Annotated in this window: 26 protein-coding genes; 21 read left to right on the plus strand and 5 right to left on the minus strand. The window is 30.7% G+C overall.

Translation table 11 applies throughout. From position 1 onward, the window contains the following. Position 1 precedes the first annotated feature (1 nt). The 4 genes from ACKGJI_RS00910 to ACKGJI_RS00925 all read left to right on the plus strand — a co-directional run bounded on the left by ACKGJI_RS00910 (position 2) and on the right by ACKGJI_RS00925 (position 5114). Positions 2-1567 (plus strand): fatty acid--CoA ligase, encoded by a 1566-nt coding sequence (locus ACKGJI_RS00910; RefSeq protein ID WP_458700693.1) that lies wholly within the window; start codon positions 2-4, stop codon positions 1565-1567. Between the two features lie 149 nt (positions 1568-1716). Beyond that, positions 1717-3453, plus strand: coding sequence for an ATP-binding protein (locus ACKGJI_RS00915; RefSeq protein ID WP_458700694.1), 1737 nt, complete (start codon positions 1717-1719; stop codon positions 3451-3453). Positions 3454-3503: 50 nt separating this feature from the next. Continuing rightward, on the plus strand, positions 3504-3995 hold the full coding sequence (locus ACKGJI_RS00920; RefSeq protein ID WP_458700695.1) for a sensor histidine kinase: 492 nt from the start codon (positions 3504-3506) through the stop codon (positions 3993-3995). Positions 3996-4001: 6 nt separating this feature from the next. After that, positions 4002-5114 carry a PilZ domain-containing protein gene (locus ACKGJI_RS00925; RefSeq protein ID WP_458700682.1) on the plus strand — a complete coding sequence of 371 codons (1113 nt, stop codon included), beginning with the start codon at positions 4002-4004 and terminating at the stop codon, positions 5112-5114. 19 nt (positions 5115-5133) lie between these two features. Here ACKGJI_RS00925 and ACKGJI_RS00930 read toward each other — a convergent pair whose 3' ends face one another. The 5 genes from ACKGJI_RS00930 to ACKGJI_RS00950 all read right to left on the minus strand — a co-directional run bounded on the left by ACKGJI_RS00930 (position 5134) and on the right by ACKGJI_RS00950 (position 8478). Then, positions 5134-6102: an amino acid ABC transporter permease gene (locus ACKGJI_RS00930; protein ID WP_458700683.1), complete on the minus strand. Its 969-nt coding sequence runs from the start codon at positions 6100-6102 to the stop codon at positions 5134-5136. A gap of 3 nt (positions 6103-6105) precedes the next feature. Continuing rightward, on the minus strand, positions 6106-6909 hold the full coding sequence (locus ACKGJI_RS00935; RefSeq protein WP_458700685.1) for a transporter substrate-binding domain-containing protein: 804 nt from the start codon (positions 6907-6909) through the stop codon (positions 6106-6108). 26 nt (positions 6910-6935) lie between these two features. Next, entirely contained in the window at positions 6936-7676 is a 741-nt protein-coding gene (locus ACKGJI_RS00940; RefSeq protein ID WP_458700686.1) for an amino acid ABC transporter ATP-binding protein, read from the minus strand. 144 nt (positions 7677-7820) lie between these two features. Then, positions 7821-8141, minus strand: coding sequence for a cytochrome C (locus ACKGJI_RS00945; protein WP_458700687.1), 321 nt, complete (start codon positions 8139-8141; stop codon positions 7821-7823). Positions 8142-8154: 13 nt separating this feature from the next. Continuing rightward, positions 8155-8478 (minus strand): c-type cytochrome, encoded by a 324-nt coding sequence (locus tag ACKGJI_RS00950; RefSeq protein ID WP_458700688.1) that lies wholly within the window; start codon positions 8476-8478, stop codon positions 8155-8157. A gap of 161 nt (positions 8479-8639) precedes the next feature. On the opposite strand from ACKGJI_RS00950, the gene ACKGJI_RS00955 reads away from it, so the two are divergent. From ACKGJI_RS00955 to nuoK, 17 genes are all read left to right on the plus strand, one after another. Continuing rightward, positions 8640-9533, plus strand: coding sequence for a DMT family transporter (locus ACKGJI_RS00955; protein WP_458700689.1), 894 nt, complete (start codon positions 8640-8642; stop codon positions 9531-9533). Further along, positions 9526-10002: a hypothetical protein gene (locus ACKGJI_RS00960; RefSeq protein WP_458700690.1), complete on the plus strand. Its 477-nt coding sequence runs from the start codon at positions 9526-9528 to the stop codon at positions 10000-10002. The genes ACKGJI_RS00955 and ACKGJI_RS00960 overlap by 8 nt, the downstream gene beginning before the upstream one ends. Then, complete coding sequence (gene nfo, locus ACKGJI_RS00965; protein ID WP_458700691.1) at positions 9999-10844, plus strand: deoxyribonuclease IV; 846 nt, start codon at positions 9999-10001, stop codon at positions 10842-10844. Before ACKGJI_RS00960 ends, nfo begins: the two co-directional genes overlap by 4 nt. Positions 10845-10860: 16 nt before the next feature. Next, complete coding sequence (locus ACKGJI_RS00970; RefSeq protein ID WP_458700692.1) at positions 10861-12138, plus strand: OmpP1/FadL family transporter; 1278 nt, start codon at positions 10861-10863, stop codon at positions 12136-12138. 1 nt (position 12139) lies between these two features. Then, entirely contained in the window at positions 12140-13705 is a 1566-nt protein-coding gene (locus ACKGJI_RS00975; protein WP_458700693.1) for a fatty acid--CoA ligase, read from the plus strand. A 149-nt stretch (positions 13706-13854) separates the two neighbouring features. Next, on the plus strand, positions 13855-15591 hold the full coding sequence (locus ACKGJI_RS00980) for an ATP-binding protein (protein WP_458700694.1): 1737 nt from the start codon (positions 13855-13857) through the stop codon (positions 15589-15591). 225 nt (positions 15592-15816) lie between these two features. Further along, positions 15817-16215: an NAD(P)H-quinone oxidoreductase subunit 3 gene (locus ACKGJI_RS00985; RefSeq protein WP_458700696.1), complete on the plus strand. Its 399-nt coding sequence runs from the start codon at positions 15817-15819 to the stop codon at positions 16213-16215. Beyond that, positions 16197-16706, plus strand: a complete 510-nt coding sequence (locus ACKGJI_RS00990; RefSeq protein WP_458700697.1) for a NuoB/complex I 20 kDa subunit family protein — start codon at positions 16197-16199, stop codon at positions 16704-16706. Before ACKGJI_RS00985 ends, ACKGJI_RS00990 begins: the two co-directional genes overlap by 19 nt. A gap of 245 nt (positions 16707-16951) precedes the next feature. Then, positions 16952-17749: an NADH-quinone oxidoreductase subunit C gene (locus ACKGJI_RS00995; protein ID WP_458700698.1), complete on the plus strand. Its 798-nt coding sequence runs from the start codon at positions 16952-16954 to the stop codon at positions 17747-17749. 2 nt (positions 17750-17751) lie between these two features. Next, complete coding sequence (nuoD, locus tag ACKGJI_RS01000) at positions 17752-18978, plus strand: NADH dehydrogenase (quinone) subunit D (RefSeq protein ID WP_458700699.1); 1227 nt, start codon at positions 17752-17754, stop codon at positions 18976-18978. 9 nt (positions 18979-18987) lie between these two features. Then, complete coding sequence (locus tag ACKGJI_RS01005; protein ID WP_458700700.1) at positions 18988-19218, plus strand: NADH-ubiquinone oxidoreductase subunit E family protein; 231 nt, start codon at positions 18988-18990, stop codon at positions 19216-19218. Next, a complete protein-coding gene (locus ACKGJI_RS01010) occupies positions 19215-19952 on the plus strand; it encodes a hypothetical protein (protein ID WP_458700701.1) in 738 nt (245 codons plus the stop codon). Before ACKGJI_RS01005 ends, ACKGJI_RS01010 begins: the two co-directional genes overlap by 4 nt. 118 nt (positions 19953-20070) lie before the next feature. Next, a complete protein-coding gene (locus tag ACKGJI_RS01015) occupies positions 20071-22524 on the plus strand; it encodes an NADH-quinone oxidoreductase subunit G (protein WP_458700702.1) in 2454 nt (817 codons plus the stop codon). 2 nt (positions 22525-22526) lie between these two features. Continuing rightward, entirely contained in the window at positions 22527-23516 is a 990-nt protein-coding gene (gene nuoH, locus ACKGJI_RS01020) for an NADH-quinone oxidoreductase subunit NuoH (RefSeq protein WP_458700703.1), read from the plus strand. 10 nt (positions 23517-23526) lie between these two features. Further along, positions 23527-24144 (plus strand): NADH-quinone oxidoreductase subunit NuoI, encoded by a 618-nt coding sequence (gene nuoI / locus ACKGJI_RS01025; RefSeq protein ID WP_458700704.1) that lies wholly within the window; start codon positions 23527-23529, stop codon positions 24142-24144. Between the two features lie 7 nt (positions 24145-24151). Continuing rightward, the gene (locus ACKGJI_RS01030; protein WP_458700705.1) at positions 24152-24706 is read left to right on the plus strand and encodes an NADH-quinone oxidoreductase subunit J; all 555 of its coding nucleotides are present in this window, start codon (positions 24152-24154) and stop codon (positions 24704-24706) included. Then, on the plus strand, positions 24703-25005 hold the full coding sequence (gene nuoK, locus ACKGJI_RS01035) for an NADH-quinone oxidoreductase subunit NuoK (protein ID WP_458700706.1): 303 nt from the start codon (positions 24703-24705) through the stop codon (positions 25003-25005). Before ACKGJI_RS01030 ends, nuoK begins: the two co-directional genes overlap by 4 nt. Positions 25006-25007 lie beyond the last annotated feature (2 nt).

The raw sequence follows: 25007 nt of genomic DNA on the forward strand, positions 1-25007 counted from the left end.
TATGCAGCTAGAGTATAATTATCAAAATTTTTACGAGGCAATTGAGCATAATGCCAAAGTAAGTCCTAAAAAACCAGTTATATTTATAGATGATAGAAAGGTTGATAATTTAAGATTTAAGCAAAAGATAGATACTTTTGCTAGGTTTTTAGAGTTTAGTGGTGTAAAATCAAAAGATAGAGTTGCTATGATAGTTGGCAACTCTGAAGAGTTTATGGTTTCACTATTTGCTATTACAAAGATAGGTGCTATTGTAGTACCTATCAATAACTTTTTAAAAAGAGAAGAGTTTGAGTACATAGTAGGTGATTGTGGAGCAAAGATGCTCATAACATCTTCTAAATTTGCAAAAGAAACAAAAAATCTGCTTTTTTCTACAAATGTTGAAAAGATTGTTTGGACTGATGCTTATGATGGTCTTGATGAAAGAAATTATAGTTTTACAGAGATTGTTGGAAGTATGGAAACTCATGAGCAAATTGCAAACCCTCCAAAACTAGATGATTTAGCTTGTATTGTATATACTTCAGGCACAACTGGCAAACCAAAAGGTGCAATGCTTAGTTATCGCAATATCTTATCAAATGTAGTAAGTGGAACAAGAGCTTTTAGAATAGATGAAAAAGATAGATTTTTAGTTTTTTTACCTATGTTTCACTCTTTTACACTCTCAATCATGGTAATTTTACCTGTCATGGTAAATAGCTCAGTCATCATCGTAAAATCAGTTTTCCCATTTGCAAATGTACTAAAACAAGCACTTTTAAAAAGAGCTACTATATTCTTAGGAGTTCCAACTCTTTATAATTCACTCATAAAAGCAAAAATTCCATGGTATTTTATGTGGTTTAATAAAATAAGAATCTTTATAAGTGGTTCAGCTCCTCTTAGCGAAGCAGTTTTAAATGATTTTTCTAAAAAATTTAAAAATGCAGTTTTAACTGAAGGATATGGTTTGAGTGAATGCTCGCCAGCAGTTGCTGTAAATAGATTAGATAGACAAAAACCACTCTCTGTTGGTTTGCCTTTAGATGGATATGAAGTAAAAATTGTCAATGATGAGATGGTAGAGCTTCCAGTTGGCGAAGTAGGAGAAATCATAGTTAAGGGTGATTGTGTCATGCAAGGTTATTTAAATCGTCCTGATGCTACTGATGAAACTATCGTTAATGGTTGGCTTTTAACTGGAGATTTAGGAAAAGTTGATGAAGATGGTTTTTTATATATAGTCGATAGAAAAAAAGATTTGATTATCTCAAAAGGAATCAATATATATCCAAGAGAGATTGAAGAAATTATCGCTAAATATGAAGGTGTTGATAGTGTAGCTGTTATTGGTATGCCAACAGAAACTAAAGATGAAGAAGTTATGGCATTTATCCAGGCTAAAGATGAGGTTACATTAGATGAAATGAAACTAAAAAAATATCTAAAATCACACCTAGCCAATTTTAAATTACCTAAACATATCTACTTTGTTGAAGAACTTCCTAAGAATGCAACAGGAAAAGTTTTAAAAAGAGTTTTAAAAGATGAAGTAAAAAAAGGAAAATTTACTAAATCTTGATTTACATGTATAGTTTGAGGCAGTAATTTACTGTCTTAAACTATATCATCTGTTTGTTATGTTATGATACTAGAATAACAAATTAAGTATTTAATTTGTATAGAAAATGTTGAATTGAAAAATTTCATTAGATATCATAAGGAATATGCTTGCATTACTTGATTGACTTTTTAGAAAGTTCAAATATTAAAGATAGTAAAATTTTTGAACACTTAAAATGTACAGAAATAGAAGCTAAAATTCTTCAAGAAATTACAAAAAGCTACATAAAAGGCAGTGTTGAAGTTGTTGTATTAGATACATTGATTTCAATTTTTGGCGATAAAAACTATGCTCACATAAAAGAATTACATCACATAAAAAACTTACTTGAACAAGGATGGATTACTCATGGGGCATTTGTAAACCTAAAGCTTTCTGAGGTATCTAATCTAGAGTTATTAAATTCATCCATATCTTTGAGTAATGCATTTTTAAAATTATTAGAAGATGGCTCGCTTGACATTGAGTTGCCTGAAATTACTCCATATAATGATCATTTAGAATATTTAAAAGATCAATTTTTAAGAATTGAAATGTATCAAAAACTAAATTCAAATAAGCAAAATTTAGCAGAAAATTCTGTAAATAGTTCTAGATTAAAAACAAAGTTAGAACTATTAGAATCACGTATTCAAGCAAGACTTGAAGTAAGTGAAATCCAAATTGTAGTTGAAGAAATTTTTAATGAACACAGCTTAAATCAAAAAGAACAAATTATTTTTTTAGCACTTTTAAAAGAGGAATATGCAGGAGAGTTTGAAAGCTTAAGAGATATGAATACTCTTATTAGTCTTATTAGTTTTGATGAGTATGAAAAGATACAAAACAGAGCTTTGTTAGAAGAGGGTTCAAAACTTATTGAAGAAGATATTATAGATTATGATGAAATGCTTAATGGCTTTGGAGGAGTTAGTAGAAGCTTTTTCATAAGTGAAGAGTTACTTCAAAAGATTATGCATCCTAATAAAGATAAAAAAGTAAAAAAGATAAAATTAGATATGCTTGTTAGAGAACAAGAACTTTTTGAGTTGATTGAGCCAAAAAATACTTTAGAAGATGTTGTGCTAGATTCTCAAACAAGAGAGCTTTTAAATAATTTATTAAAACAAGTAGATAGAAAAGTTATAAGATTATTAAGAGAGTGGGGGATTAAAGAAAGAAGAAGCGGGATTGATGCAAAAGTTATATTTTATGGACCTCCAGGAACAGGAAAAACAATGAGCGCACTTTCTCTTGCTAAAAGTATGAAAAAAAGAGTACTTAGTTTTGATTGTTCTAAAATTTTATCAAAATATGTAGGTGAGAGTGAACAAAATGTAAGAAAAATTTTTGATACTTACAGAGATTTGAGCCAAAAAACAAAGAGTGAACCAGTGTTACTTTTAAATGAAGCTGACCAATTTTTAAGCACAAGAGTTAGTGAAGGAGCTTCAAGTAGTGATAAAATGCATAATCAAATGCAAAATATATTTTTAGAACAAATTGAAAATTTTAGTGGAGTTTTAATAGCTACTACAAATATGTTAGATTCTATCGATCCAGCATTTTCAAGAAGATTTGATTATAAGATAGAGTTTAAGAATCCTAATTTTAAACAAAGAGTAGAACTTTGGCAAAAACTTTTGCCAGAGAGTGCAGTTTATGAGGAAAATTTCTCTATTGAGGAGTTGGCTAAATATAAATTAAGTGGTGGACAGATTAAGCTAGTGCTTAAAAACTGTGCTTTAAGGGTAGCGCTTAAAGATGAGCCAATATTTTATATGGAAGATTTCATATTAGAAATAAATAGAGAAAAAGGTGGAATGTTTGGCGAAGAAAAGTCTATGGGTTTTGTAAATACTTGATTTATATCGTTTAAATTAAGATAAATTTATTATATCATATGGCGAAGAAATTGACAAGGCTTTATAAAGATGTTGATTACTACATCAAGAAAGAGGTTTTAGAGGATTTAAAAGAGGAGTTTGAATTAAGTGAAGTACTCAATAGTGTTATTGAAAAATTTGCTTCTTTAAATCTACATGTAAAGATTAATTATGATGGAAAATCATTAAAACTTAAAGTAGATAAACATGGCTTTATAAAGATTCTTACTAATTTATTAGATAATGCCATAAAATATAATAAAAATAATAATCCAATAAATATAGAGCTAAATGATACAAAATTGTGTATAATAGATAATGGGATAGGTATGGATGAGAGTGAAGTTTTTAATGTATTTAATCGTTACTACCAAGAAGATAACAAAAACATGGGTTATGGTATAGGTCTTAGTATAGTAAAAGCTTATTGTGATGAAGAGAAGATATTTATCAAAATTGACTCAAAAAAAGAAAAAGGAACTAAAATTTCTCTCGATTTGAGTAAAGTTATAGCGGAGTAATGTAAAATGATTGAAGAAGAAACTAAAAATTTTTTAGATGACTCAATTGAATTTATTGAAAGTTTTAAAGATGAATTTGTAGATTATTTTATTGAGTTATGTAGAACATATAAAAACAACTACGAAGAAAATACTCTACGAGATGTTGGTGCTTTGATATACCAAGATATTTTTAAAGATGATATTTTCATCACTACTTTTGAAGGAAATATCTTTAGTGAGATGAAAGAAGATGGTGTATTAGTAGGATTTCTCATAAATAAGTTAGGCTTTTTTCTAATAGAAAAATATATTGAATTTTTTAAAAATAAATCAGTAGATTATAGTAACAATTTAGAATTGCTTGTAAGATTGGTTCATAAATATACGATTGATTTTGAAATAGAAATTTGTAAAAAAAATATTCAAGAACCATATTCCTTAAACTTTGATACAGAAGAAAGCCATAGGGATGATGAAAAAATATATAAAATTTTAGAAAATATAGGTAAAAACAAAAAAAATGTAACATTTTTTAATTTATACGAAGGCATTCCAATTTCTAGTGAAGGTAAAATTATAAAAATAGAAAATGATGAAATAACATTTAATGTAGATAAATTGCAAAAAATAGCCATGTTGGATGAGAGAGTTGCTTATATATTAAAAAATGACGATTTTACAAAATACATAAAAGCAGATATTATTGAGAATTCATTTCATGAAGACCAAATTGTATTGGGAAATTTTAGTTATCTTTTTAATATGCCAGCCATGAATAGAACACATATTAGAGTTTATCCAGAAGCATTAGTACATGTAAAATTAGAGCTTGAACCAAATTTGATCACAAATGGAATTTTATATGATTTATCTGTAAGTGGACTTGGTGTTATTAGCTCGCAAAACAATGGCATATTTGCAGGTGCAAAAGTGGATATAAGCTTTGATTTAGATTTTAAAGATGGTTTGAGAAAAGTACTAGTTTATGGAGAAATTTTAAATATAATAGAGTATAAAGAATCATATAGATATTGCATAAAGATTTTTCCTAATTCTCGTGATGAGAATCTCATAAATCAATATGTAAAATCAAGGGAAATTAATATTTTAAATACTTTAGAAGAAAAGACAAATTAAAGAGGATGTAAGCAAAAGCTTACATACCTCCACTAGCTTCCATTTTTTTCTCTAATTTACCACCGATTAGTGCTAAAAGTGCTGTTATACTAAAGTACATACCAGCAACAATTAGCCATGTTTCAAATGGTGAAAATGTGTTTGCAACAATTTCTCTACCCACCTTAGTTAAATCTGTAATTGAAATTACTGATACCAAAGATGAGTCTTTAACAAGAGCTATCATTTCGCCAACTAAAGCTGGAAGTGCTCTTTTTAAGGCTTGAGGCATAATGATATAAACCATAGTTTGAACATAATTCATACCAAGTGATTTTGCAGCTTCGTATTGACCTTTATCGATTGATTGTATAGCACCTCTTAGTACTTCAGCTATGTAAGCACCAAAAAAGAGTCCTAAAGATAATGCCCCTGCTACAAATCTCTCCAAGTTAAATATAGTAGCAACTATAAAGTAAAATATAAATATCTGAACCAAAAGAGGCGTACCTCTTATGACGGTAATATATGCTGTTGCAATATCTCTTAGAAATTGATAACTAGATATTCTCATAAATGCAAGAGTAATACCAATACTAAAAGCTAAGATAGCAGATACTCCTGAGATTTTAAGAGTAACTCCAAGACCTTTTAGTAAAGGTCCAGTTTCCCAAGCAGTTTTTGAAGCTATTGGGTCATACTCATAAACTTCATCACCATCTTGTGCTACTAGCTCATATCCGCTTGGAATTTCTATCTCTTTTATACCATCTTCATTTTTTATTCGAACTTTGTTACTAGGTGTTATCTCTAGAATTCCTTCATATGGAGCTTCTATGTTAAATACTTTTTCGTATGCAAAGTATTTAGGAACACTTGTCCATTTCCAAATATAGTTCATATTGGAAGCAGCACCATATAAAAAATATCCTATCATTACATAAAAAAGAACGGCCACTATGTGACCGAACAGTTTGTTGTGTAAAAGCGATTGCTTTGATTTTGCCATTGATTAGTTAACCTTTTTCAACCAAGCATCTTTTTCAAACCATTTGTTGTATATTCTATCATATACACCATCATGTTTGATTTGATTTAAGAAGTTATTTAACCAGTTAAGAAAATCTGGATCACCTTTTCTTACAGCCCATCCTAAAGGCTCATATGTTAAGTCTTCATCCATATGTACTATTTTTCCAGTTGCTTGCTTTTGAGCATAGAAAATTGCATTGTATGGTTTGTCATAAACAAATGCATCTGCATTTCCATTTAGTACTTCTTGAGCTGCGTCAGCTTCAGTTTCAAAAGTTCTGATTTTTGCTTTTCTAAACATTTTTCTAGTTGCAATTTCACCAGTAACTCCTAGTTTTGTAACTATAGTGTATTCTGGTTTATCTAGGTCTTTCCAAGTTTTTCCAGCATGCTTTTTATTTGCAATGATAGTTTGACCAACACTTATGTAAGGATTAGCAAAGTTGATTTTTAAGTTTCTCTCTTGAGTTACAGTCATACCACTCATAAGAATATCAAACTTATCAGTTAAAAGACCAGCTATGATTCCATCCCATGCAGTTGGAACAAGTTTTAGTTTAACACCCATTGCTTTTGCCATAGCCTTAGCTATATCAACATCAAAACCAATGATATTACCTTTTTTATCTTTCATCTCAAATGGCATATAGCCAGGTTCCATTCCAACTCTTAATTCACCTCTTTGTAGAACTTGATTAAGTGTTGATTTTTGCCATAAACTGATATCATCAGCCATTGCGTTTAGTCCAAGCATTAAAAATAATGCAACAAGAATTTTTTTCATTCTATCTCCTTTTGATTTTTTGTTTATTAGTGTACTAATACTTCTTGTAAGAATTTTTGTGCACGCTCAGTTTTTGGATGTTTAAAGAAATTTTCCGGCGTATTTTCTTCTAAAATTTGACCTTCATCCATAAATACAACACGATTACTAACCTCTTTTGCAAAACCCATTTCGTGAGTTACACAAACTATAGTATAATTTTCGTGCGCTAGATCTCTCATAACATCTAAAACACCACCTATCATTTCAGGATCAAGTGCACTTGTTGGTTCATCAAAAAGTATAACTTTTGGTTTCATTGCAAGTGTTCTAGCGATTGCAACACGCTGTTTTTGACCACCACTAAGCTCATTTGGATATCCTTCAGCCTTGTGAACAAGTCCAACTTTTTCTAAAAGTTTCAAAGATATTTCATTTGCATCATGCTTTGGAGTACCTTTAACTTTAACTTGTGCTATTGTTATGTTTTCTAGTATTGTTAAGTGAGGAAAGAGATTGAAATGCTGAAAAAGCATACCTGTTTCAGCTCTAAGCTCATTTACATTGACTGATTTGTCGTAAAGATTTTGTCCATCAACAAAAATGTCTCCACTATCAATATCTTCTAAGCGATTTATACATCTAATTAAAGTTGATTTTCCACTTCCACTAGGTCCGCATATAACTACTATCTCACCTTCATTTACATCAAAGTTGATATTTTTAAGTACATGAAAATCTCCATAGTACTTTTCAACATTTTTCATGCTAATTATTGGTTTTTCCATATAACCCTTTCTTTAATTGCGTAATAGTGATTTTATCAGCTTATCATAAAACGAATATAAAAAAAAGGTATTTCGTGTATATTTTTTAAACAATGTATATTTTTGTTACATTTATATATACTATTAATGTTATTGTATTTACATTTAGTTACAGCTTGGCACGTTTCCACTATCACTAGCAAATGAGCTGAAAAAATGATATAAGTTTTTTTGTTTCTTTTTTGAAGATATGTTTGGTGCTTTTGGACATATTCTTTGAATTTCTTCTGCTAGTTTACCACTTCTATAGATATTTCTCCATTCTCTTTTTGTGTGATATTTACCCATAACGTCACCTTTAAATCCACAAGGTTTTTTTAGAAGCTGGATGTAATATCTTTTTCCTTTAACAACGCTAGCGTTTGCTTGTTGTGTAAATGCAACTAAAGTAAGTAGTACAATTAGAGATGAAAATATCTTTTTCATTTTATTTCTATCCTTATTTTTTTAGGTTTGATATGTAATTTGCGAGTTCTTCTATCTGTTTATCATTTAGTACTTTAATTTTTTTAGCCATTACTTTTGTCACGCCTCTGCCTTCAAATTTTGAATCTTTAAAAAAATTCATACTATCTATCAAATCTTCAACGCTTTGACCTGCTATGGCATCACTCATCCCAAAAGCCTTGTTTTTCCCATCTTTACCATGACATTTTGCACATCCTTTGAAAATTTCTTTGGCTTCTTTAAAATCATTTATTGAGTTTGCTTGCAATAAAGAAAATGAAAATAAAACTGATAAAATTAATCTAAAAAAATTCATAATGACAACCTTCATGGCAAAATTTCAATATTATAGCACTATTTTGTTAAAATGTTAAATAAAATTTACTAAAAAGTTCAAAGTAGAGTTGATTTATATTAAATTATGAAATATTTTCGATATATGGTAGAATACGCGTTTTTATAATAAGGATATAAAATTTGATAAAAAGTAAGATAAAAGAGTTTGGAGCTGATTTTTCACTTTTACTTGTAGCAATTGCTTGGGGAGGAACATTTTTTATTGTTCAAGATGCCATAGAAGATACTCCAGTTTATGTTTTTTTATTTTGGCGTTTTTTTATGGCTGCAATTTTTATGGCTGTTATTTCATATAAAGAGTTTTTACATGTAGATAAAAAAACTATAAAAGCAGGATTCCTTCTTGGTTTATTTATGTTTTTAGGATTTGCTTTTCAAACTTTTGGTTTAACTTATACTTACTCTTCAACAGTTGCGTTTATAACAGGCTTAAATGTTGTAATTGTGCCTTTGTTGGTTTATCTACTTTTTAAGAAAAAAGTTTCTACTTACTCATTGATGGGAGCAATTTTAGCTACAATTGGACTGTATTTTTTAACAAACAATGAGATAGGATTTGCAAGAGGTGAATTTTATACTTTTATTTGTGCAATTATGTTTGCTCTTCATATAGTCTTCACAGGAAATTACTCGAAACAATATAGTCCATTTTTATTAGTTACAATCCAATTTAGTGTTGTGGCTTTGTTTAGTTTAATAGGAGCTATGGTTTTAGATGGTAAGATTATGCCTAAGAGTTTTGATGGAATATTTTTACAAGCATTAATAATAACGGTACTTTTCGCAACAGTTTTTGCTTTTTTTGTTCAAACTGTTATGCAAAAATTTACAACTCCGGCAAAGACTGCTATTATATTTACAATGGAACCAGTGAGTGCAGGATTTTTTGGATACTATTTTGCAAATGAGAGTTTGTTAGCTACTCAGCTTTTTGGAGCAGGATTGATTTTGGTAGGAACATTAAGTGCAGAGCTTGGAACTTACTATAAAAACAAAAGAAGCTCTAGTGATTAGATTTTTTGTAGTTGTATCACTCGTTTTCTTACTAGGCGGATGTTCTTTTAAAAATCCTTATATGTCATCTAAATCTTATCATGTTGTGATTAAAAATAAGCAGATTGCTTTGAGTGATACTGGTTTTATAAAAAAAGATAGTAAAAGATTTAATTTGCAACTTTTTTCAGCAGGGACTCCTGTTTTGGATTTGCTTATAAAAGATGATGTATGTTTAGATTATGTGTGTGTGAGTAAAGAAAAGTTCAATAGCGATTTTTTTGGATACTCTCATTACAAAACTTTTGTGGATGATTTGTTTAATTTTAAGCCAATCTACAACGGAAAGAGTTTAAAAAAGTTAAAAAATGGATTTAATCAAAGTTTAAAAACAAAACACTATGATGTATTTTACGAAATTAAAGAAGATAGTTTATATTTTAAAGATAAACAAAATAGAGTTTTAATAAAACTTAAGGAAATAAGATGAAGTATATTGGTGCTCATGTAAGTGCTAGTGGAGGAGTATTTAATGCTCCTATTAATGCAAAAAAGATAAATGCAAAAGCCTTTGCACTTTTTGTGAAAAATCAAAGACAGTGGAATGCAAAACCACTTGATGATAAAATTATAAAAAAATTCAAAGATGAATTAGAAAAAAGTGAGATATTACCTAAACATGTTTTACCTCATGATAGCTATCTTATAAATCTAGGACATCCTGAGCTTGAAAAAAGAGAAAAATCTTTAAATGCTTTTATTGATGAGCTTCAAAGGTGTGAACTTTTAGGACTTGATAGATTAAATTTTCACCCAGGAAGTTATTTAAAACTTATTAGTGAAGAAGAGTGTTTAGAAAATATAAGCAAATCTATGAATAAAGCTTTAGAGGTAACAAAAGATGTAAAGCTTGTGATAGAAAATACAGCAGGTCAAGGTAGTAATCTTGGCTATAAGTTTGAACATCTTGCATATTTGATTGAAAATAGTATAGATAAGAGTAGAGTAGGTGTTTGTATCGATACTTGTCACATGTTTGTAGCAGGTTATGATATACGAACTAAAGAGGCATATGAAAAAACTATGCAAAATTTTGATACAATTGTCGGTTTTGAATATCTTATGGGAATGCACATAAATGATTCAAAACCTGAGCTTGGCAGCAAAAAAGATAGGCACGAGTCTATTGGTAAGGGCAAAATCGGTCTTGATGCATTTAGATTTATTATGAATGATGAAAGGATTGATGATATACCAATGGTGCTTGAGACCATAGATGAGACTATATGGGATCAAGAAATCGAACTTTTATATAGTCTTATTGAAAATTAATTATTTAGGAGAACATATGAATACATATACAAAGGCATTAGTACTACTAGGGGTTGGTGCATTGAGCTTAAATGCATCAGGATATAGAATCCCTGAGCAATCATCAAACAGTGTGGCTTTAGGAGCTGCTTATGTAGCAAATGCAAATGGTGCAGATGCTAGTTATTATAACCCTGCAAATATGGTTTGGAATGATAATGCTAGTGAGATGGAATTAGCATTTACTTATATAAATCTTCCAAAAGTTAAATATACAGATAATAGAACGTCAACTTACAATGGTGATTCTAAACAAGAGAACTTTTATGTACCTACATTTCACTATGTATCACCTGAAGTAAACAACTGGAGATTTGGTCTTTCTTTTGTAGCTCCTGGTGGACTTTCAAAAAGATGGGATGAGGCTTTTTCTAAAACTTTTTCTGAAGAATTTACACTAAAAATATTAGAATTAAACCCAACTGCAGCATATAAAGTAAATGATAAATTTTCTATAGGTTTTGGTTTAAGAGGTGTTTATACAGATGGTATAGTTAAGAGTGATGGAGCAGCACCAGCTGATTTAAATTTAGATGGTACCAATGAGTCTTATGTTAATGTAAAAAGAGATATGACAGGAGATTCAATTGATTTTGGTTATAACTTAGCGCTAAGTTACAAACCAATAGAAAATTTAACTCTATCGACAACTTATCGCTCAAAAGTGGACTTGACTGTAACAGGAGATGCGAAATTGTCAAATATTGTTCTTTCAGGCTTAGCACCATATGGTACAGTTTTAGGAACATATAATGGTGGGGCAAGTGTTACTATCCCTCTTCCAGCTACATTGGCAATTGCTGCTGCTTATACATTTAATAAAACAACAGTTGAATTAGTTTTAGATAGAACATATTGGTCAGATTATAAAAATTTAGATTTTAATTATGATAGTGATTTAACAACCGGAGCGTTGGCTACTTTTGATAATGTTAAACCAAAAAATTGGAAAGATGTAAATGCATATCGTATCGGTATAACACATCAGTACAATGATAAATTAAAATTAATGGCAGGCTTTTCTATCGATAAAACTCCAGCACCAGATGCTACTTTAGGATTTGAGCTTCCAGATAGTGATGCTTACCTTTACTCAGCTGGTTTAGAGTATAAAGTAAATGACAAAATGAAACTTGGTTTTTCTTATCTCTTTAGTGATAAAGATACAAGAAGTGTAAATAATGGTACATTAGATGGAACTTTTACAGATTCAGCAGCACACTTAGTAACAGCTTCACTAAAATATAGGTTCTAATATGCAGCTAGAGTATAATTATCAAAATTTTTACGAGGCAATTGAGCATAATGCCAAAGTAAGTCCTAAAAAACCAGTTATATTTATAGATGATAGAAAGGTTGATAATTTAAGATTTAAGCAAAAGATAGATACTTTTGCTAGGTTTTTAGAGTTTAGTGGTGTAAAATCAAAAGATAGAGTTGCTATGATAGTTGGCAACTCTGAAGAGTTTATGGTTTCACTATTTGCTATTACAAAGATAGGTGCTATTGTAGTACCTATCAATAACTTTTTAAAAAGAGAAGAGTTTGAGTACATAGTAGGTGATTGTGGAGCAAAGATGCTCATAACATCTTCTAAATTTGCAAAAGAAACAAAAAATCTGCTTTTTTCTACAAATGTTGAAAAGATTGTTTGGACTGATGCTTATGATGGTCTTGATGAAAGAAATTATAGTTTTACAGAGATTGTTGGAAGTATGGAAACTCATGAGCAAATTGCAAACCCTCCAAAACTAGATGATTTAGCTTGTATTGTATATACTTCAGGCACAACTGGCAAACCAAAAGGTGCAATGCTTAGTTATCGCAATATCTTATCAAATGTAGTAAGTGGAACAAGAGCTTTTAGAATAGATGAAAAAGATAGATTTTTAGTTTTTTTACCTATGTTTCACTCTTTTACACTCTCAATCATGGTAATTTTACCTGTCATGGTAAATAGCTCAGTCATCATCGTAAAATCAGTTTTCCCATTTGCAAATGTACTAAAACAAGCACTTTTAAAAAGAGCTACTATATTCTTAGGAGTTCCAACTCTTTATAATTCACTCATAAAAGCAAAAATTCCATGGTATTTTATGTGGTTTAATAAAATAAGAATCTTTATAAGTGGTTCAGCTCCTCTTAGCGAAGCAGTTTTAAATGATTTTTCTAAAAAATTTAAAAATGCAGTTTTAACTGAAGGATATGGTTTGAGTGAATGCTCGCCAGCAGTTGCTGTAAATAGATTAGATAGACAAAAACCACTCTCTGTTGGTTTGCCTTTAGATGGATATGAAGTAAAAATTGTCAATGATGAGATGGTAGAGCTTCCAGTTGGCGAAGTAGGAGAAATCATAGTTAAGGGTGATTGTGTCATGCAAGGTTATTTAAATCGTCCTGATGCTACTGATGAAACTATCGTTAATGGTTGGCTTTTAACTGGAGATTTAGGAAAAGTTGATGAAGATGGTTTTTTATATATAGTCGATAGAAAAAAAGATTTGATTATCTCAAAAGGAATCAATATATATCCAAGAGAGATTGAAGAAATTATCGCTAAATATGAAGGTGTTGATAGTGTAGCTGTTATTGGTATGCCAACAGAAACTAAAGATGAAGAAGTTATGGCATTTATCCAGGCTAAAGATGAGGTTACATTAGATGAAATGAAACTAAAAAAATATCTAAAATCACACCTAGCCAATTTTAAATTACCTAAACATATCTACTTTGTTGAAGAACTTCCTAAGAATGCAACAGGAAAAGTTTTAAAAAGAGTTTTAAAAGATGAAGTAAAAAAAGGAAAATTTACTAAATCTTGATTTACATGTATAGTTTGAGGCAGTAATTTACTGTCTTAAACTATATCATCTGTTTGTTATGTTATGATACTAGAATAACAAATTAAGTATTTAATTTGTATAGAAAATGTTGAATTGAAAAATTTCATTAGATATCATAAGGAATATGCTTGCATTACTTGATTGACTTTTTAGAAAGTTCAAATATTAAAGATAGTAAAATTTTTGAACACTTAAAATGTACAGAAATAGAAGCTAAAATTCTTCAAGAAATTACAAAAAGCTACATAAAAGGCAGTGTTGAAGTTGTTGTATTAGATACATTGATTTCAATTTTTGGCGATAAAAACTATGCTCACATAAAAGAATTACATCACATAAAAAACTTACTTGAACAAGGATGGATTACTCATGGGGCATTTGTAAACCTAAAGCTTTCTGAGGTATCTAATCTAGAGTTATTAAATTCATCCATATCTTTGAGTAATGCATTTTTAAAATTATTAGAAGATGGCTCGCTTGACATTGAGTTGCCTGAAATTACTCCATATAATGATCATTTAGAATATTTAAAAGATCAATTTTTAAGAATTGAAATGTATCAAAAACTAAATTCAAATAAGCAAAATTTAGCAGAAAATTCTGTAAATAGTTCTAGATTAAAAACAAAGTTAGAACTATTAGAATCACGTATTCAAGCAAGACTTGAAGTAAGTGAAATCCAAATTGTAGTTGAAGAAATTTTTAATGAACACAGCTTAAATCAAAAAGAACAAATTATTTTTTTAGCACTTTTAAAAGAGGAATATGCAGGAGAGTTTGAAAGCTTAAGAGATATGAATACTCTTATTAGTCTTATTAGTTTTGATGAGTATGAAAAGATACAAAACAGAGCTTTGTTAGAAGAGGGTTCAAAACTTATTGAAGAAGATATTATAGATTATGATGAAATGCTTAATGGCTTTGGAGGAGTTAGTAGAAGCTTTTTCATAAGTGAAGAGTTACTTCAAAAGATTATGCATCCTAATAAAGATAAAAAAGTAAAAAAGATAAAATTAGATATGCTTGTTAGAGAACAAGAACTTTTTGAGTTGATTGAGCCAAAAAATACTTTAGAAGATGTTGTGCTAGATTCTCAAACAAGAGAGCTTTTAAATAATTTATTAAAACAAGTAGATAGAAAAGTTATAAGATTATTAAGAGAGTGGGGGATTAAAGAAAGAAGAAGCGGGATTGATGCAAAAGTTATATTTTATGGACCTCCAGGAACAGGAAAAACAATGAGCGCACTTTCTCTTGCTAAAAGTATGAAAAAAAGAGTACTTAGTTTTGATTGTTCTAAAATTTTATCAAAATATGTAGGTGAGAGTGAACAAAATGTAAGAAAAATTTTTGATACTTACAGAGATTTGAGCCAAAAAACAAAGAGTGAACCAGTGTTACTTTTAAATGAAGCTGACCAATTTTTAAGCACAAGAGTTAGTGAAGGAGCTTCAAGTAGTGATAAAATGCATAATCAAATGCAAAATATATTTTTAGAACAAATTGAAAATTTTAGTGGAGTTTTAATAGCTACTACAAATATGTTAGATTCTATCGATCCAGCATTTTCAAGAAGATTTGATTATAAGATAGAGTTTAAGAATCCTAATTTTAAACAAAGAGTAGAACTTTGGCAAAAACTTTTGCCAGAGAGTGCAGTTTATGAGGAAAATTTCTCTATTGAGGAGTTGGCTAAATATAAATTAAGTGGTGGACAGATTAAGCTAGTGCTTAAAAACTGTGCTTTAAGGGTAGCGCTTAAAGATGAGCCAATATTTTATATGGAAGATTTCATATTAGAAATAAATAGAGAAAAAGGTGGAATGTTTGGCGAAGAAAAGTCTATGGGTTTTGTAAATACTTGATTTATATCGTTTAAATTAAGATAAATTTATTATATCATATGGCGAAGAAATTACAAACAAAAAGTAAAAATATAAATTAAAATTAAAATTATATGAATTCAGATAAAATTTAGAGTTTATTTGACTTGATAAAAATTTTATGGCATTTAATCTAAATTATTAGCAAGACTTTTATAGTTATATTGTATAATTTGAATTAAAAGTTCATACATGTAAGGATTTCATATGACTCAAATATCGCATATGGATTTTGCTCATCCCTATTTTGGAGCATTTTTCCTATTGGTTTTTGGTGTTGGTGTATTTTATGGCATTACCATCTTGGCTAGAATAGTTTCAAGAAGAATGGCAAGGCTCGATAATGAAAAGCTAAAGCTTACTATATATGAGTGTGGGCCAGAAGTTTCCAAACAACCAAATAAAATTTCTGCACATTTCTATCTATTTGCTCTTTTATTTATTTTATTTGATGTGGAGATTATATTTATGTTTCCATGGGCAGTAAATTTCAAAATTCTTGGCTGGTTTGGATTTGCTGAAATGGTTTTATTTATTTTACTTTTAGCATTAGGTTTTGTATATGCATGGAAAAAAGGAGCGCTTGAATGGCACAGCATAAAATAAATTATTTAAGTGAAGGTGGCTTACCAGTTGCCCTTACTACTGTTGATAAACTTATACAATGGGGTAGAAGTAACTCACTATGGCCTATGACATATGGACTTGCTTGTTGTGCTATTGAAATGATGGCAACTGGTGCTAGTAGATATGATTTTGATAGGTTTGGAACAATTTTTAGAGCTAGCCCTAGACAATCTGATGTATTGATCATAGCTGGAACTCTTACAAAAAAACACTCACCTTTTATGAGAAGATTATATGATCAGATGAGTGAACCAAAATGGGTTATTAGTATGGGAAGTTGTGCAAATACAGGAGGAATGTTTAACACTTATGCAACTGTACAAGGAGCTGATAGAATAATCCCTGTTGATATTTATCTACCTGGCTGTGCACCTCGTCCTGAAACTCTTCAATATGCACTTATGCTTTTACAAAAGAAAATTAGAAAAGAGAGTGCATCTAGAAAATTGAAGCCAAAAAGGTTGATATAATGAAAAATTACAGAAGTTTACTTCGCGCAAAAGTGCGAGGAATTTTTAATGGGCTTTGCTTATTAAAAAGGAGACAGTAAGATGAAAAATTACAGAAGTTTACTTCGTGCTTTAGTGCGAGGAATTTTTAATGGGCTTTGCTCATTAAAAAGGAGACAGTAAGATGAAAAATTACAGAAGTTTACTTCGTGCTTTAGTGCGAGGAATTTTTAATGGGCTTTGCTCATTAAAAAGGAGACAGTAAGATGAGAAGATATGTAGATAAAAAAAATGTACAAAAAAAACCATATTTTACAGATAGGTTTCATAAAGTTCCACACATCCCAAAAGAAGATGTAAGTGGTGATGAAATTTTTGCAAAAGATGTAGAAAGCTTAAAAGCTAATTTCAATATAAAAGAAGCTTACATTCAAAGAGGACAACTGGTTGTTTATATTGAGCCAAAAGATATAGTTGAAGTTATGACTTATCTTAGAGATAATTTAGAATATGATTTTTTAAGCGAATTAAGTGCTCTTGATTGGTTAGCTAAAAGTGGTGAGTTTGAAATCTTTTATCAAATGCTTTCAACTAGTAAACGAAAAAGAATGAGAGTTAAATACTTTATAAAAGAAAAAGATGTAATTCCTACAGTTTCTAAAGTTTATAAGAGTGCTGATTGGGCTGAGAGAGAAATGTACGATATGTTTGGCGTAAGAATTAGCGGTCACCATTACATGAAAAGAATTATAATGCCTGATGATTGGCATGACCATCCATTAAGAAAAACTTATCCTCTAACAGGTGATGAAGAAGCGCAGTGGTATGAAGTAGATAAAATCTTTGGAAAAGAGTACAGAGATATAATCGGACCAGAAGAGAGAGATCCTGCAAGAATTGTAAAAGAAAATACACATAGATTTTCAAGAATTAGACATGAAGTTCCATTTGGCCAGAAGTATAGTGAAGAAAAAGTAGAAACTGACTACCAAGAAGAGGGTGGAATTCCAATTGTGAAAAAAATGTCTAAAAAAGATAGCAAAATACTAAAAGAGAGACCATAATCATGCAAAAAGTTAATAGACTTCAACCATTTTTTGAAAATTTAGTATTTGAAAGAGACGATAATCATATGATTATCAACTTTGGTCCTCAGCATCCAAGTTCTCACGGCCAGTTGCGTCTGATTTTAGAACTTGATGGTGAACTTGTAGCAAAAGCAACTCCAGATATCGGTTATCTTCATAGAGGTTTAGAGAAGATGGCTGAAAATATGATTTACAATGAATTTATCAGTGCTACTGATAGGATGGATTATATAGCGTCAACTTCAAATAACTATGGATTTGCATTGGCAGTAGAAGAACTACTTGATTTAGATGTGCCAAGACGCGCAAAAGTTATAAGAATGATGCTTTTAGAACTATCTCGTTTAACTTCTCACCTATTTTGGCTAGCAACCCATGCTCTTGATGTTGGTGCTATGACGATTTTCTTATATGCATTTCGTGAGCGTGAGTATGCTATGGATTTGTTTGAAGATTACTGCGGTGCAAGACTTACTCACAGTGCTATAAGGATAGGTGGAGTTCCTCTTGATTTGCCTAAAGGTTGGTTAGAGAGTTTAACAAAATTCATAGAAGAAATGCCTAAAAATATAGCTGATTATGAAGGATTGCTAGATCAAAACAGAATTTGGAAAATGAGACTTGAAGAAGTCGGAGTTATTTCTCCTGAAATGGCTAAGACTTGGGCGTGTAGTGGACCTATGCTAAGAGGAAGTGGAATTGCTTGGGATATAAGAAAAGAAGAGCCTTATGAGCTTTATGATGAAGTTGAGTTTGATGTTCCAGTTAGTGATAGATGTGATAGTTACGGAAGATATAAACTTCATATGAAAGAGATGAGAGAGTCACTTAAGATTTTAAAACAATTAATCCCAATGTACAAAGAGACAAGTCCTGAGATCATGGCTCATGCTCCAAAATATATTTCAGCTCCAAAAGAGCAAATCATGACTCAAAACTATTCACTAATGCAACACTTTGTATTAGTAACTCAAGGTATGAGACCTCCAATTGGAGAAGTTTATGTGGCAACTGAATCACCAAAGGGAGAACTTGGTTTTTATATCAATTCTCAAGGAGACCCATATCCTTATAGAGTAAAGCTAAGAGCTCCAAGTTTTTGGCATACAAGTATACTTCAAGAGTTGCTAGTTGGAACTTATCTAGCTGATGTTGTAACGATAATTGGTAATGCAAATATCGTATTTGGCGAAATAGACCGTTAAGGATATATAATGCAAAGATATGATTTAAGACATTTAAAAGATGATTTTTATGACAGAATGCTAGAGATTATAGATAGTACAAGTGAAAATGAAGTATCTATTTTTATGTTTGAGATTGGTGATTTTTCACATGTACAAAGAGTCGCAGATGTTATAAGAGATGCAGGTCATGAACTAATGAATTCTTTAAAATTTAATGAAGTTGATTGGACTATTGTTGTCAAAAAAGGCTCTAAATGATTAAAAATGATTTAGTAGTCATCATAGGTTCAAGCTTAAGTTTTGATGCACCTGAACTTTTAGAAAAGATACAAAATTCTAAAATAGCTTTAATTAGTATTTTAGAAGATTTAAATTTGATGGAAAGATTAGATTTCTTTTGTAGATATGAAGCTGGAAGCGAAGAAGGAGTAATGGCTTTAATTGCAAAAGAAATTTTAAAAGATAAAAATCTTGATGGCAAAACTAAAAGTTATTTTGACGAACTAGATTATGGGTATTTGAGTGCTGAAACAAATGTAGGAGAGGAAGAGTTAGAAGATTTACATGTAATGATTAAAGAAGCTAAAAATCCACTTTTTATATTTGGGAAAGACTTATTAACCCATAAAAGAGCTTCTAATATATCAAAATTTATAAGTCTAATTCAAAAATATACTAATTTTGATATTAAATTATTAGGGGCACTTAGTAATAGTGATGATGGATTAGAAGATGTTGAAGAGTTAGAAAGCTTTGATGGCACTATTGTTTTTGAATATTTTTCAAAAGAAGATGATGTACTTTATGGCTCAACTCAATTTAGCATAGCAGCAAAACTTAAAGATAATGACAAAATTAGTTTGTGCAACAGTGATAGAAAATTTGTGCTTGATAAAAAGTTAAAAGGAACAATTGCTTTGATGCCTAGCAAAAATAAGTGCGATGCTTATAGATACAAAGCAGTAAAAATCACAAAGAGAGATACATTATGAAACTACAGAATTTTACTTCGTGCGCTTTTAAACAGAACGATTGTTTATCAATCACTTCAATTCATAAAAGTACGAGTAATTTTTGCTGGGCTTTGCTTGGTAAAAAGGAGACAATAAAATGAGCGATGTTTTGGTAACGATAGATGGTGTTCAGTGTAAGGCAAAAGAGGGTGAGTTTATCCTGAATATTGCTAGACGCAATGATATATTTATACCTGCTCTATGTTATGTTTCTAACTGTTCTCCAACACTTGCTTGTAGATTGTGTTTGGTGGAAGTTGATGGAAAAAGAGCATACTCTTGCAATGCAAAAGCAAAAGATGGTATGAATGTTATAACTAAAAGTGAAGAGATCGAAAAAGAGCGTAGAGCTATCATGGAGATTTATGATGTAAATCATCCATTGGAGTGTGGTGTATGTGATCAAAGTGGAGAGTGTGAATTACAAAACTATACATTAGAGATGGAAGTTGACTCTCAGCACTATTGCATACCTGATACTCACAGACCTACAAAAAATTGGAACTTCATTCACTATGATGCATCTTTATGTATAGTTTGTGAAAGATGTGTGACTGTTTGTAAAGATATGATTGGAGAGAGTGCTCTAAAAACTGTCAAAAGAGGTGGAGCAGCACTTGATAAAGAGTGGAAAGAAAAAACTCCAAAAGATGCATATGCAATGTGGAACAAACTACAAAAATCTATCATAGGTACAGCAAGTGGAAAAGAAGAGTTAGATTGTACAATGTGTGGTGAATGTACGGCAGTTTGTCCTGTTGGAGCATTGGTTGGAAGCGATTTTCAATATAGTGCAAATGCTTGGGAGCTTAGAAGAATACCAGCAGCAAACCCTCATACAAGTGATTGTTCTTTAATTTATTATGAAGTTAAGCACAATAGTATTGATGATACTAATGAAAAAATTTATAGAGTAACAAATGATTATCATTTTTCTCCAATACATGCTGGTATTAGATATGGATATGATTTTGAAAATAGAGTTGAATCAAAAGATGAAGAAGCATTTGAAAAAATAGTAGATGCTATGAAAAACAAGGTAGATACTATTGAATTTAAAAGTTATATAACAAACGAAGAAGCTTTGATATTGCAAAAATTAAAAGAAAAGTTTGGTTATAAACTTTATAATCCAGATGCTTTGGCTTTTCAAAAGTTCTTATATAACTTTAGTAAAACAAGTGGACAATCTTTGTATAGTGGGGATTTGAAAAAAATTCAAGAAAGCAATTTTATAGTTTGTTTAGGAACTGCCCTTAAGAGTGATAGCCCAGTTACTGGCTATATGGTAAATAATGCCCTTACTATGAATAAAGGAGCGGGACTTTATTTTCATCCAATTGGCGATAAAGTAGTACAAGGATATTCAAAAAACTTTCTTACTTTTGAACATAAAGTTGGTTATGAAGAGGATATCTTATACTTTTTACTTGATCTTTTTGGAAAAGATTTGCCACCTGAAATTGCATATTGTCAAGAGACTTTTCATAGTGTTGAAAGAAGAGTTGTAACTAAAAAAATTCAAGAGATAAAAGATGTAATTGTAAATGAAGATGGTGAAGAAAAAGCAGTTGCTAAAGTAGTCAAAAATAAAGTTAAAGAAGTCATAGAAATAGAAAAAAATATACTTGAAGATATAATTGGTCTTGGAGATGATTTTGATGAGAAGTTAGAAAAGTTACTTGAGAAGAAAGATAAATTCACTCTAATTGCAGGTCCAGATTTGTATTTTAATACTAAAAGCGAAAACATAGCAAGGATATTGGGTCTTATACAAAAATATACAGATTTTGATGTTGTTATAATTCCTAGTAAAACAAATACATTGGGTGTATCTTTGATATGTGATTTGGATGAAGAAAAGGGTGAATATAGTATTGGTTATAACAAAAAAGCAGATATTACTTTAAGTTCTTTAGGGAAAGGCGATTTAGATATGCCAGCTCTTAATCAACAAGAAGGAACATTTACATCTATGAATAAAAGAGTGGTTCCAACAAATGCTGCACTTCCTTATAATGGATATACCTTAAATGATATTGCAAATGCTTTAGGACTAGAAGCAGAATATACGATAGATTATACACCAAAGCTTCCTTTAGATAAAGGTTTCAAGGCAATTGATTTTGATGATTTACCAAATGAATTTGCCAATGATGGTACAGAAAATAGAGGATATCTGATTGAACCAAAAGAGGTAGAATGTGATAATGAGGTAAAAAGAGCAAGTGATGTAGAAGAAATGTTATCTCCAATGTACCTTGCAAATCCTGTCCATCAGTGTAATGTTTTTACCAATGTTGCACATCAGCTAAATGAAGCTGGAGCTTTATATGCATCAAGTGATTTTTTAGAAAAGAGAAATTTAAAAGATGGTGATATGGTCAAAATAGAAAATGAGGCTGGAGCTAACTTAGTAGTCAGAGTTAAGTTAGACAACACAATAAGTGGTGATATTCCTTATCTTCCAACATTTGATACTAAAATTAATGCAGCACAATTCTTCCCTAGTGGATATAGATTCTCTAGTGTTAGCATAAAAGGTGTGTAATTATGGATGTAGCAATTATTATTGAAACAGTTATAAAGGCTATTATAGTTCTTGCAGTTGTTGCTGGTATGGCAGCATTTGCAACTTTTATAGAGCGTAAAGTTTTAGCTTTTATGCAAAGAAGACTTGGGCCTATGCATGTAGGACCTCATGGTATTTTACAGTTAGCAGCAGATGGTATAAAGCTTTTTACAAAAGAAGATATCGTACCTCAAAATGCTGTACAGCCAATATTTAAAATAGCGCCTGTAATTGCACCAGCTTGTGCATTTACAGCAATGGCAGCAGTTCCATTTTTCCCAGAATTTACTGTTTTTGGATATACAGTTACTCCAATAATTTCAGATATCAATATAGGTATTCTTTTTGTAATGGGAGTTGCAAGTGCTGGTATGTACGCACCACTATTAGCTGGTATGAGTAGTACTAATAAATGGGCATTATTAGGAGCTGCTAGAACTGTTATACAAATGCTTTCATTTGAAGTAGTATCAGGATTATCTTTATTAGCACCGATTATGATGATAGGTTCGCTTTCACTTATAGATATAAATGATTATCAAATTGGGGGAATTGGCTCATGGCTAATTTGGTCTCAACCACTTGCATTTTTACTTTTTGTGATTGCTGGATTTGCTGAGACTAATAGAACTCCATTTGATTTGATAGAATATGAAGCTGAAATTGTTTCAGGATATGCAACTGATTATAGTGGTATGAGATGGGGATTGTTTTTTGTTGGTGAGTATGCAAATATGATTACAGTGTCATTTTTAGTAAGTATTGTTTTTCTTGGCGGATATAATCCTCTTTGGATAATTCCAGGAGGAATTATGATACTTCTTAAGATATCTGCTTTTATATTTTTATTTTTATGGGTAAGAGCAGCTTGGCCTCATGTGAGACCTGATCAAATGATGTGGTTATGTTGGAAAGTTTTAATGCCTTTAGCATTACTAAACATCCTAATCACTGGCATAGCATTAATTTAGGGAGAGAGATATGGGTTTAGAAGAATTTTCAAGAAGAGATGCATTGCCTGGATATATCTTTTACAATAGTGAAGAAAAACCAAAAAATGGTTGGGAAAGTTTTAAAAGGGTAGTTAAGCGAGCTATCAAAGGGGAATTGTTTGTTGGTCTTTGGATTGTTTTTAGAGAGATGATTAAAAAGGGCAATACTCATACAGTTCAGTACCCTATGGAAAAATTAGCAATGGGTCCGAGATACAGAGCTATTCATAAGCTTTTACGTTTGATGGAAAGTGGACATGAAAGATGTATTGGATGTGGGTTATGTGAAAAGATATGTATTGCTAATTGTATTAGAATGGATACTAGAATTGATGAAAACTCTAGAAAAGAAGTAACAGAATATACAATAAACTTTGGTAGATGTATATTTTGCGGGTATTGTGCTGAAGTTTGTCCAGAACTTGCAATTGTTCATAGTGCAGATTATGAGCATGCGAGTGAGCAAAGAGCACATTTTGGATTAAAAGAGGATATGCTCACACCTTTAGATGAGTTCAAGGCAAATAAACAAAAAGAGTTTAAAGGTTTTGGTGCATTAAGCGATAATGCTGACTCTTTTGTTAAAAAAACACCATTAGCGTATTGAGGTCACTATGTTTGAATTAATAGCATTTTACACATTTGCAATACTTACAATTACTATGTTTAGTATTGTAGTATTAAGTAAAAATGCACTCTATTCGATGAGTGCATTAGCAGGAGGGATGATTTTTATATCAGGTTTCTTTTTCCTTCTCGGGGCAGAATTTTTAGGAGTTGTACAAATCATAGTTTATTCAGGTGCGGTTATGGCAATTTATGCATTTGGTATGATGTTTTTTGATACAACAAGAGATGTAAAAGAAGAGGTAAGTAACAAAAAGATTTTATATACACTATCTACTCTCTCAGCCATATTAATTGTAATAATCTTTAGTGCTCCAGTTGTATCTTCTAATATTGAAGCTCTTTATCCTTCAAATATGCAAGGAGTTGGAAATATACAAATGGTAGGGCTTGTACTGTTTACTAAATATCTGATTCCATTTGAATTAGCAGCAGTAATGCTTTTAGTTGCTATGATATCTGGTATTTTACTTGTTAGTAAGAGAATGGATGTAAACCTCACTGAAGAAGAGCATAGCGAAGTTGAAGGAGAGATTGTATGATAACTATAACACACTATTTAGTACTATCAGGAATCCTATTTGCAATCGGATTAGTTGGTGTTATGAAAAGGAAAAACTTGTTAATGCTTTTCTTTTCAACTGAAATTTTGTTAAATGCGGTCAATGTAGGATTTGCTGCAGTTTCTAAATATTATGGAGACTTAAGTGGGCAAATGTTTGCATTTTTTATAATAGCAGTTGCAGCTAGTGAAGTTGCAGTTGGGCTTGGTTTGTTAGTTCTTTGGTATAAAAAGACTGGATATACAAACTTAGATTCTTTAGAAATAATGAAGGGGTAAGT

It is taken from the genome of Sulfurospirillum sp. 1307 (genome assembly GCF_054408545.1).

Bases quoted from the DNA above. Each gene is read 5' to 3' on its own strand.
- nfo (WP_458700691.1), top strand. From the start codon at position 9,999: ATGAAGTATATTGGTGCTCATGTAAGTGCTAGTGGAGGAGTATTTAAT.
- ACKGJI_RS00930 (WP_458700683.1), bottom strand. From the start codon at position 6,102: ATGGCAAAATCAAAGCAATCGCTTTTACACAACAAACTGTTCGGTCAC.
- nuoD (WP_458700699.1), top strand. From the start codon at position 17,752: ATGCAAAAAGTTAATAGACTTCAACCATTTTTTGAAAATTTAGTATTT.
- ACKGJI_RS00975 (WP_458700693.1), top strand. From the start codon at position 12,140: ATGCAGCTAGAGTATAATTATCAAAATTTTTACGAGGCAATTGAGCAT.
- nuoK (WP_458700706.1), top strand. From the start codon at position 24,703: ATGATAACTATAACACACTATTTAGTACTATCAGGAATCCTATTTGCA.
- nuoH (WP_458700703.1), top strand. From the start codon at position 22,527: ATGGATGTAGCAATTATTATTGAAACAGTTATAAAGGCTATTATAGTT.
- ACKGJI_RS00970 (WP_458700692.1), top strand. From the start codon at position 10,861: ATGAATACATATACAAAGGCATTAGTACTACTAGGGGTTGGTGCATTG.
- ACKGJI_RS00995 (WP_458700698.1), top strand. From the start codon at position 16,952: ATGAGAAGATATGTAGATAAAAAAAATGTACAAAAAAAACCATATTTT.
- ACKGJI_RS01030 (WP_458700705.1), top strand. From the start codon at position 24,152: ATGTTTGAATTAATAGCATTTTACACATTTGCAATACTTACAATTACT.
- ACKGJI_RS00950 (WP_458700688.1), bottom strand. From the start codon at position 8,478: ATGAATTTTTTTAGATTAATTTTATCAGTTTTATTTTCATTTTCTTTA.
- ACKGJI_RS00910 (WP_458700693.1), top strand. From the start codon at position 2: ATGCAGCTAGAGTATAATTATCAAAATTTTTACGAGGCAATTGAGCAT.
- ACKGJI_RS00925 (WP_458700682.1), top strand. From the start codon at position 4,002: ATGATTGAAGAAGAAACTAAAAATTTTTTAGATGACTCAATTGAATTT.
- ACKGJI_RS01015 (WP_458700702.1), top strand. From the start codon at position 20,071: ATGAGCGATGTTTTGGTAACGATAGATGGTGTTCAGTGTAAGGCAAAA.
- ACKGJI_RS01005 (WP_458700700.1), top strand. From the start codon at position 18,988: ATGCAAAGATATGATTTAAGACATTTAAAAGATGATTTTTATGACAGA.
- nuoI (WP_458700704.1), top strand. From the start codon at position 23,527: ATGGGTTTAGAAGAATTTTCAAGAAGAGATGCATTGCCTGGATATATC.
- ACKGJI_RS00945 (WP_458700687.1), bottom strand. From the start codon at position 8,141: ATGAAAAAGATATTTTCATCTCTAATTGTACTACTTACTTTAGTTGCA.
- ACKGJI_RS00990 (WP_458700697.1), top strand. From the start codon at position 16,197: ATGGCACAGCATAAAATAAATTATTTAAGTGAAGGTGGCTTACCAGTT.
- ACKGJI_RS00985 (WP_458700696.1), top strand. From the start codon at position 15,817: ATGACTCAAATATCGCATATGGATTTTGCTCATCCCTATTTTGGAGCA.
- ACKGJI_RS00935 (WP_458700685.1), bottom strand. From the start codon at position 6,909: ATGAAAAAAATTCTTGTTGCATTATTTTTAATGCTTGGACTAAACGCA.
- ACKGJI_RS00940 (WP_458700686.1), bottom strand. From the start codon at position 7,676: ATGGAAAAACCAATAATTAGCATGAAAAATGTTGAAAAGTACTATGGA.
- ACKGJI_RS01010 (WP_458700701.1), top strand. From the start codon at position 19,215: ATGATTAAAAATGATTTAGTAGTCATCATAGGTTCAAGCTTAAGTTTT.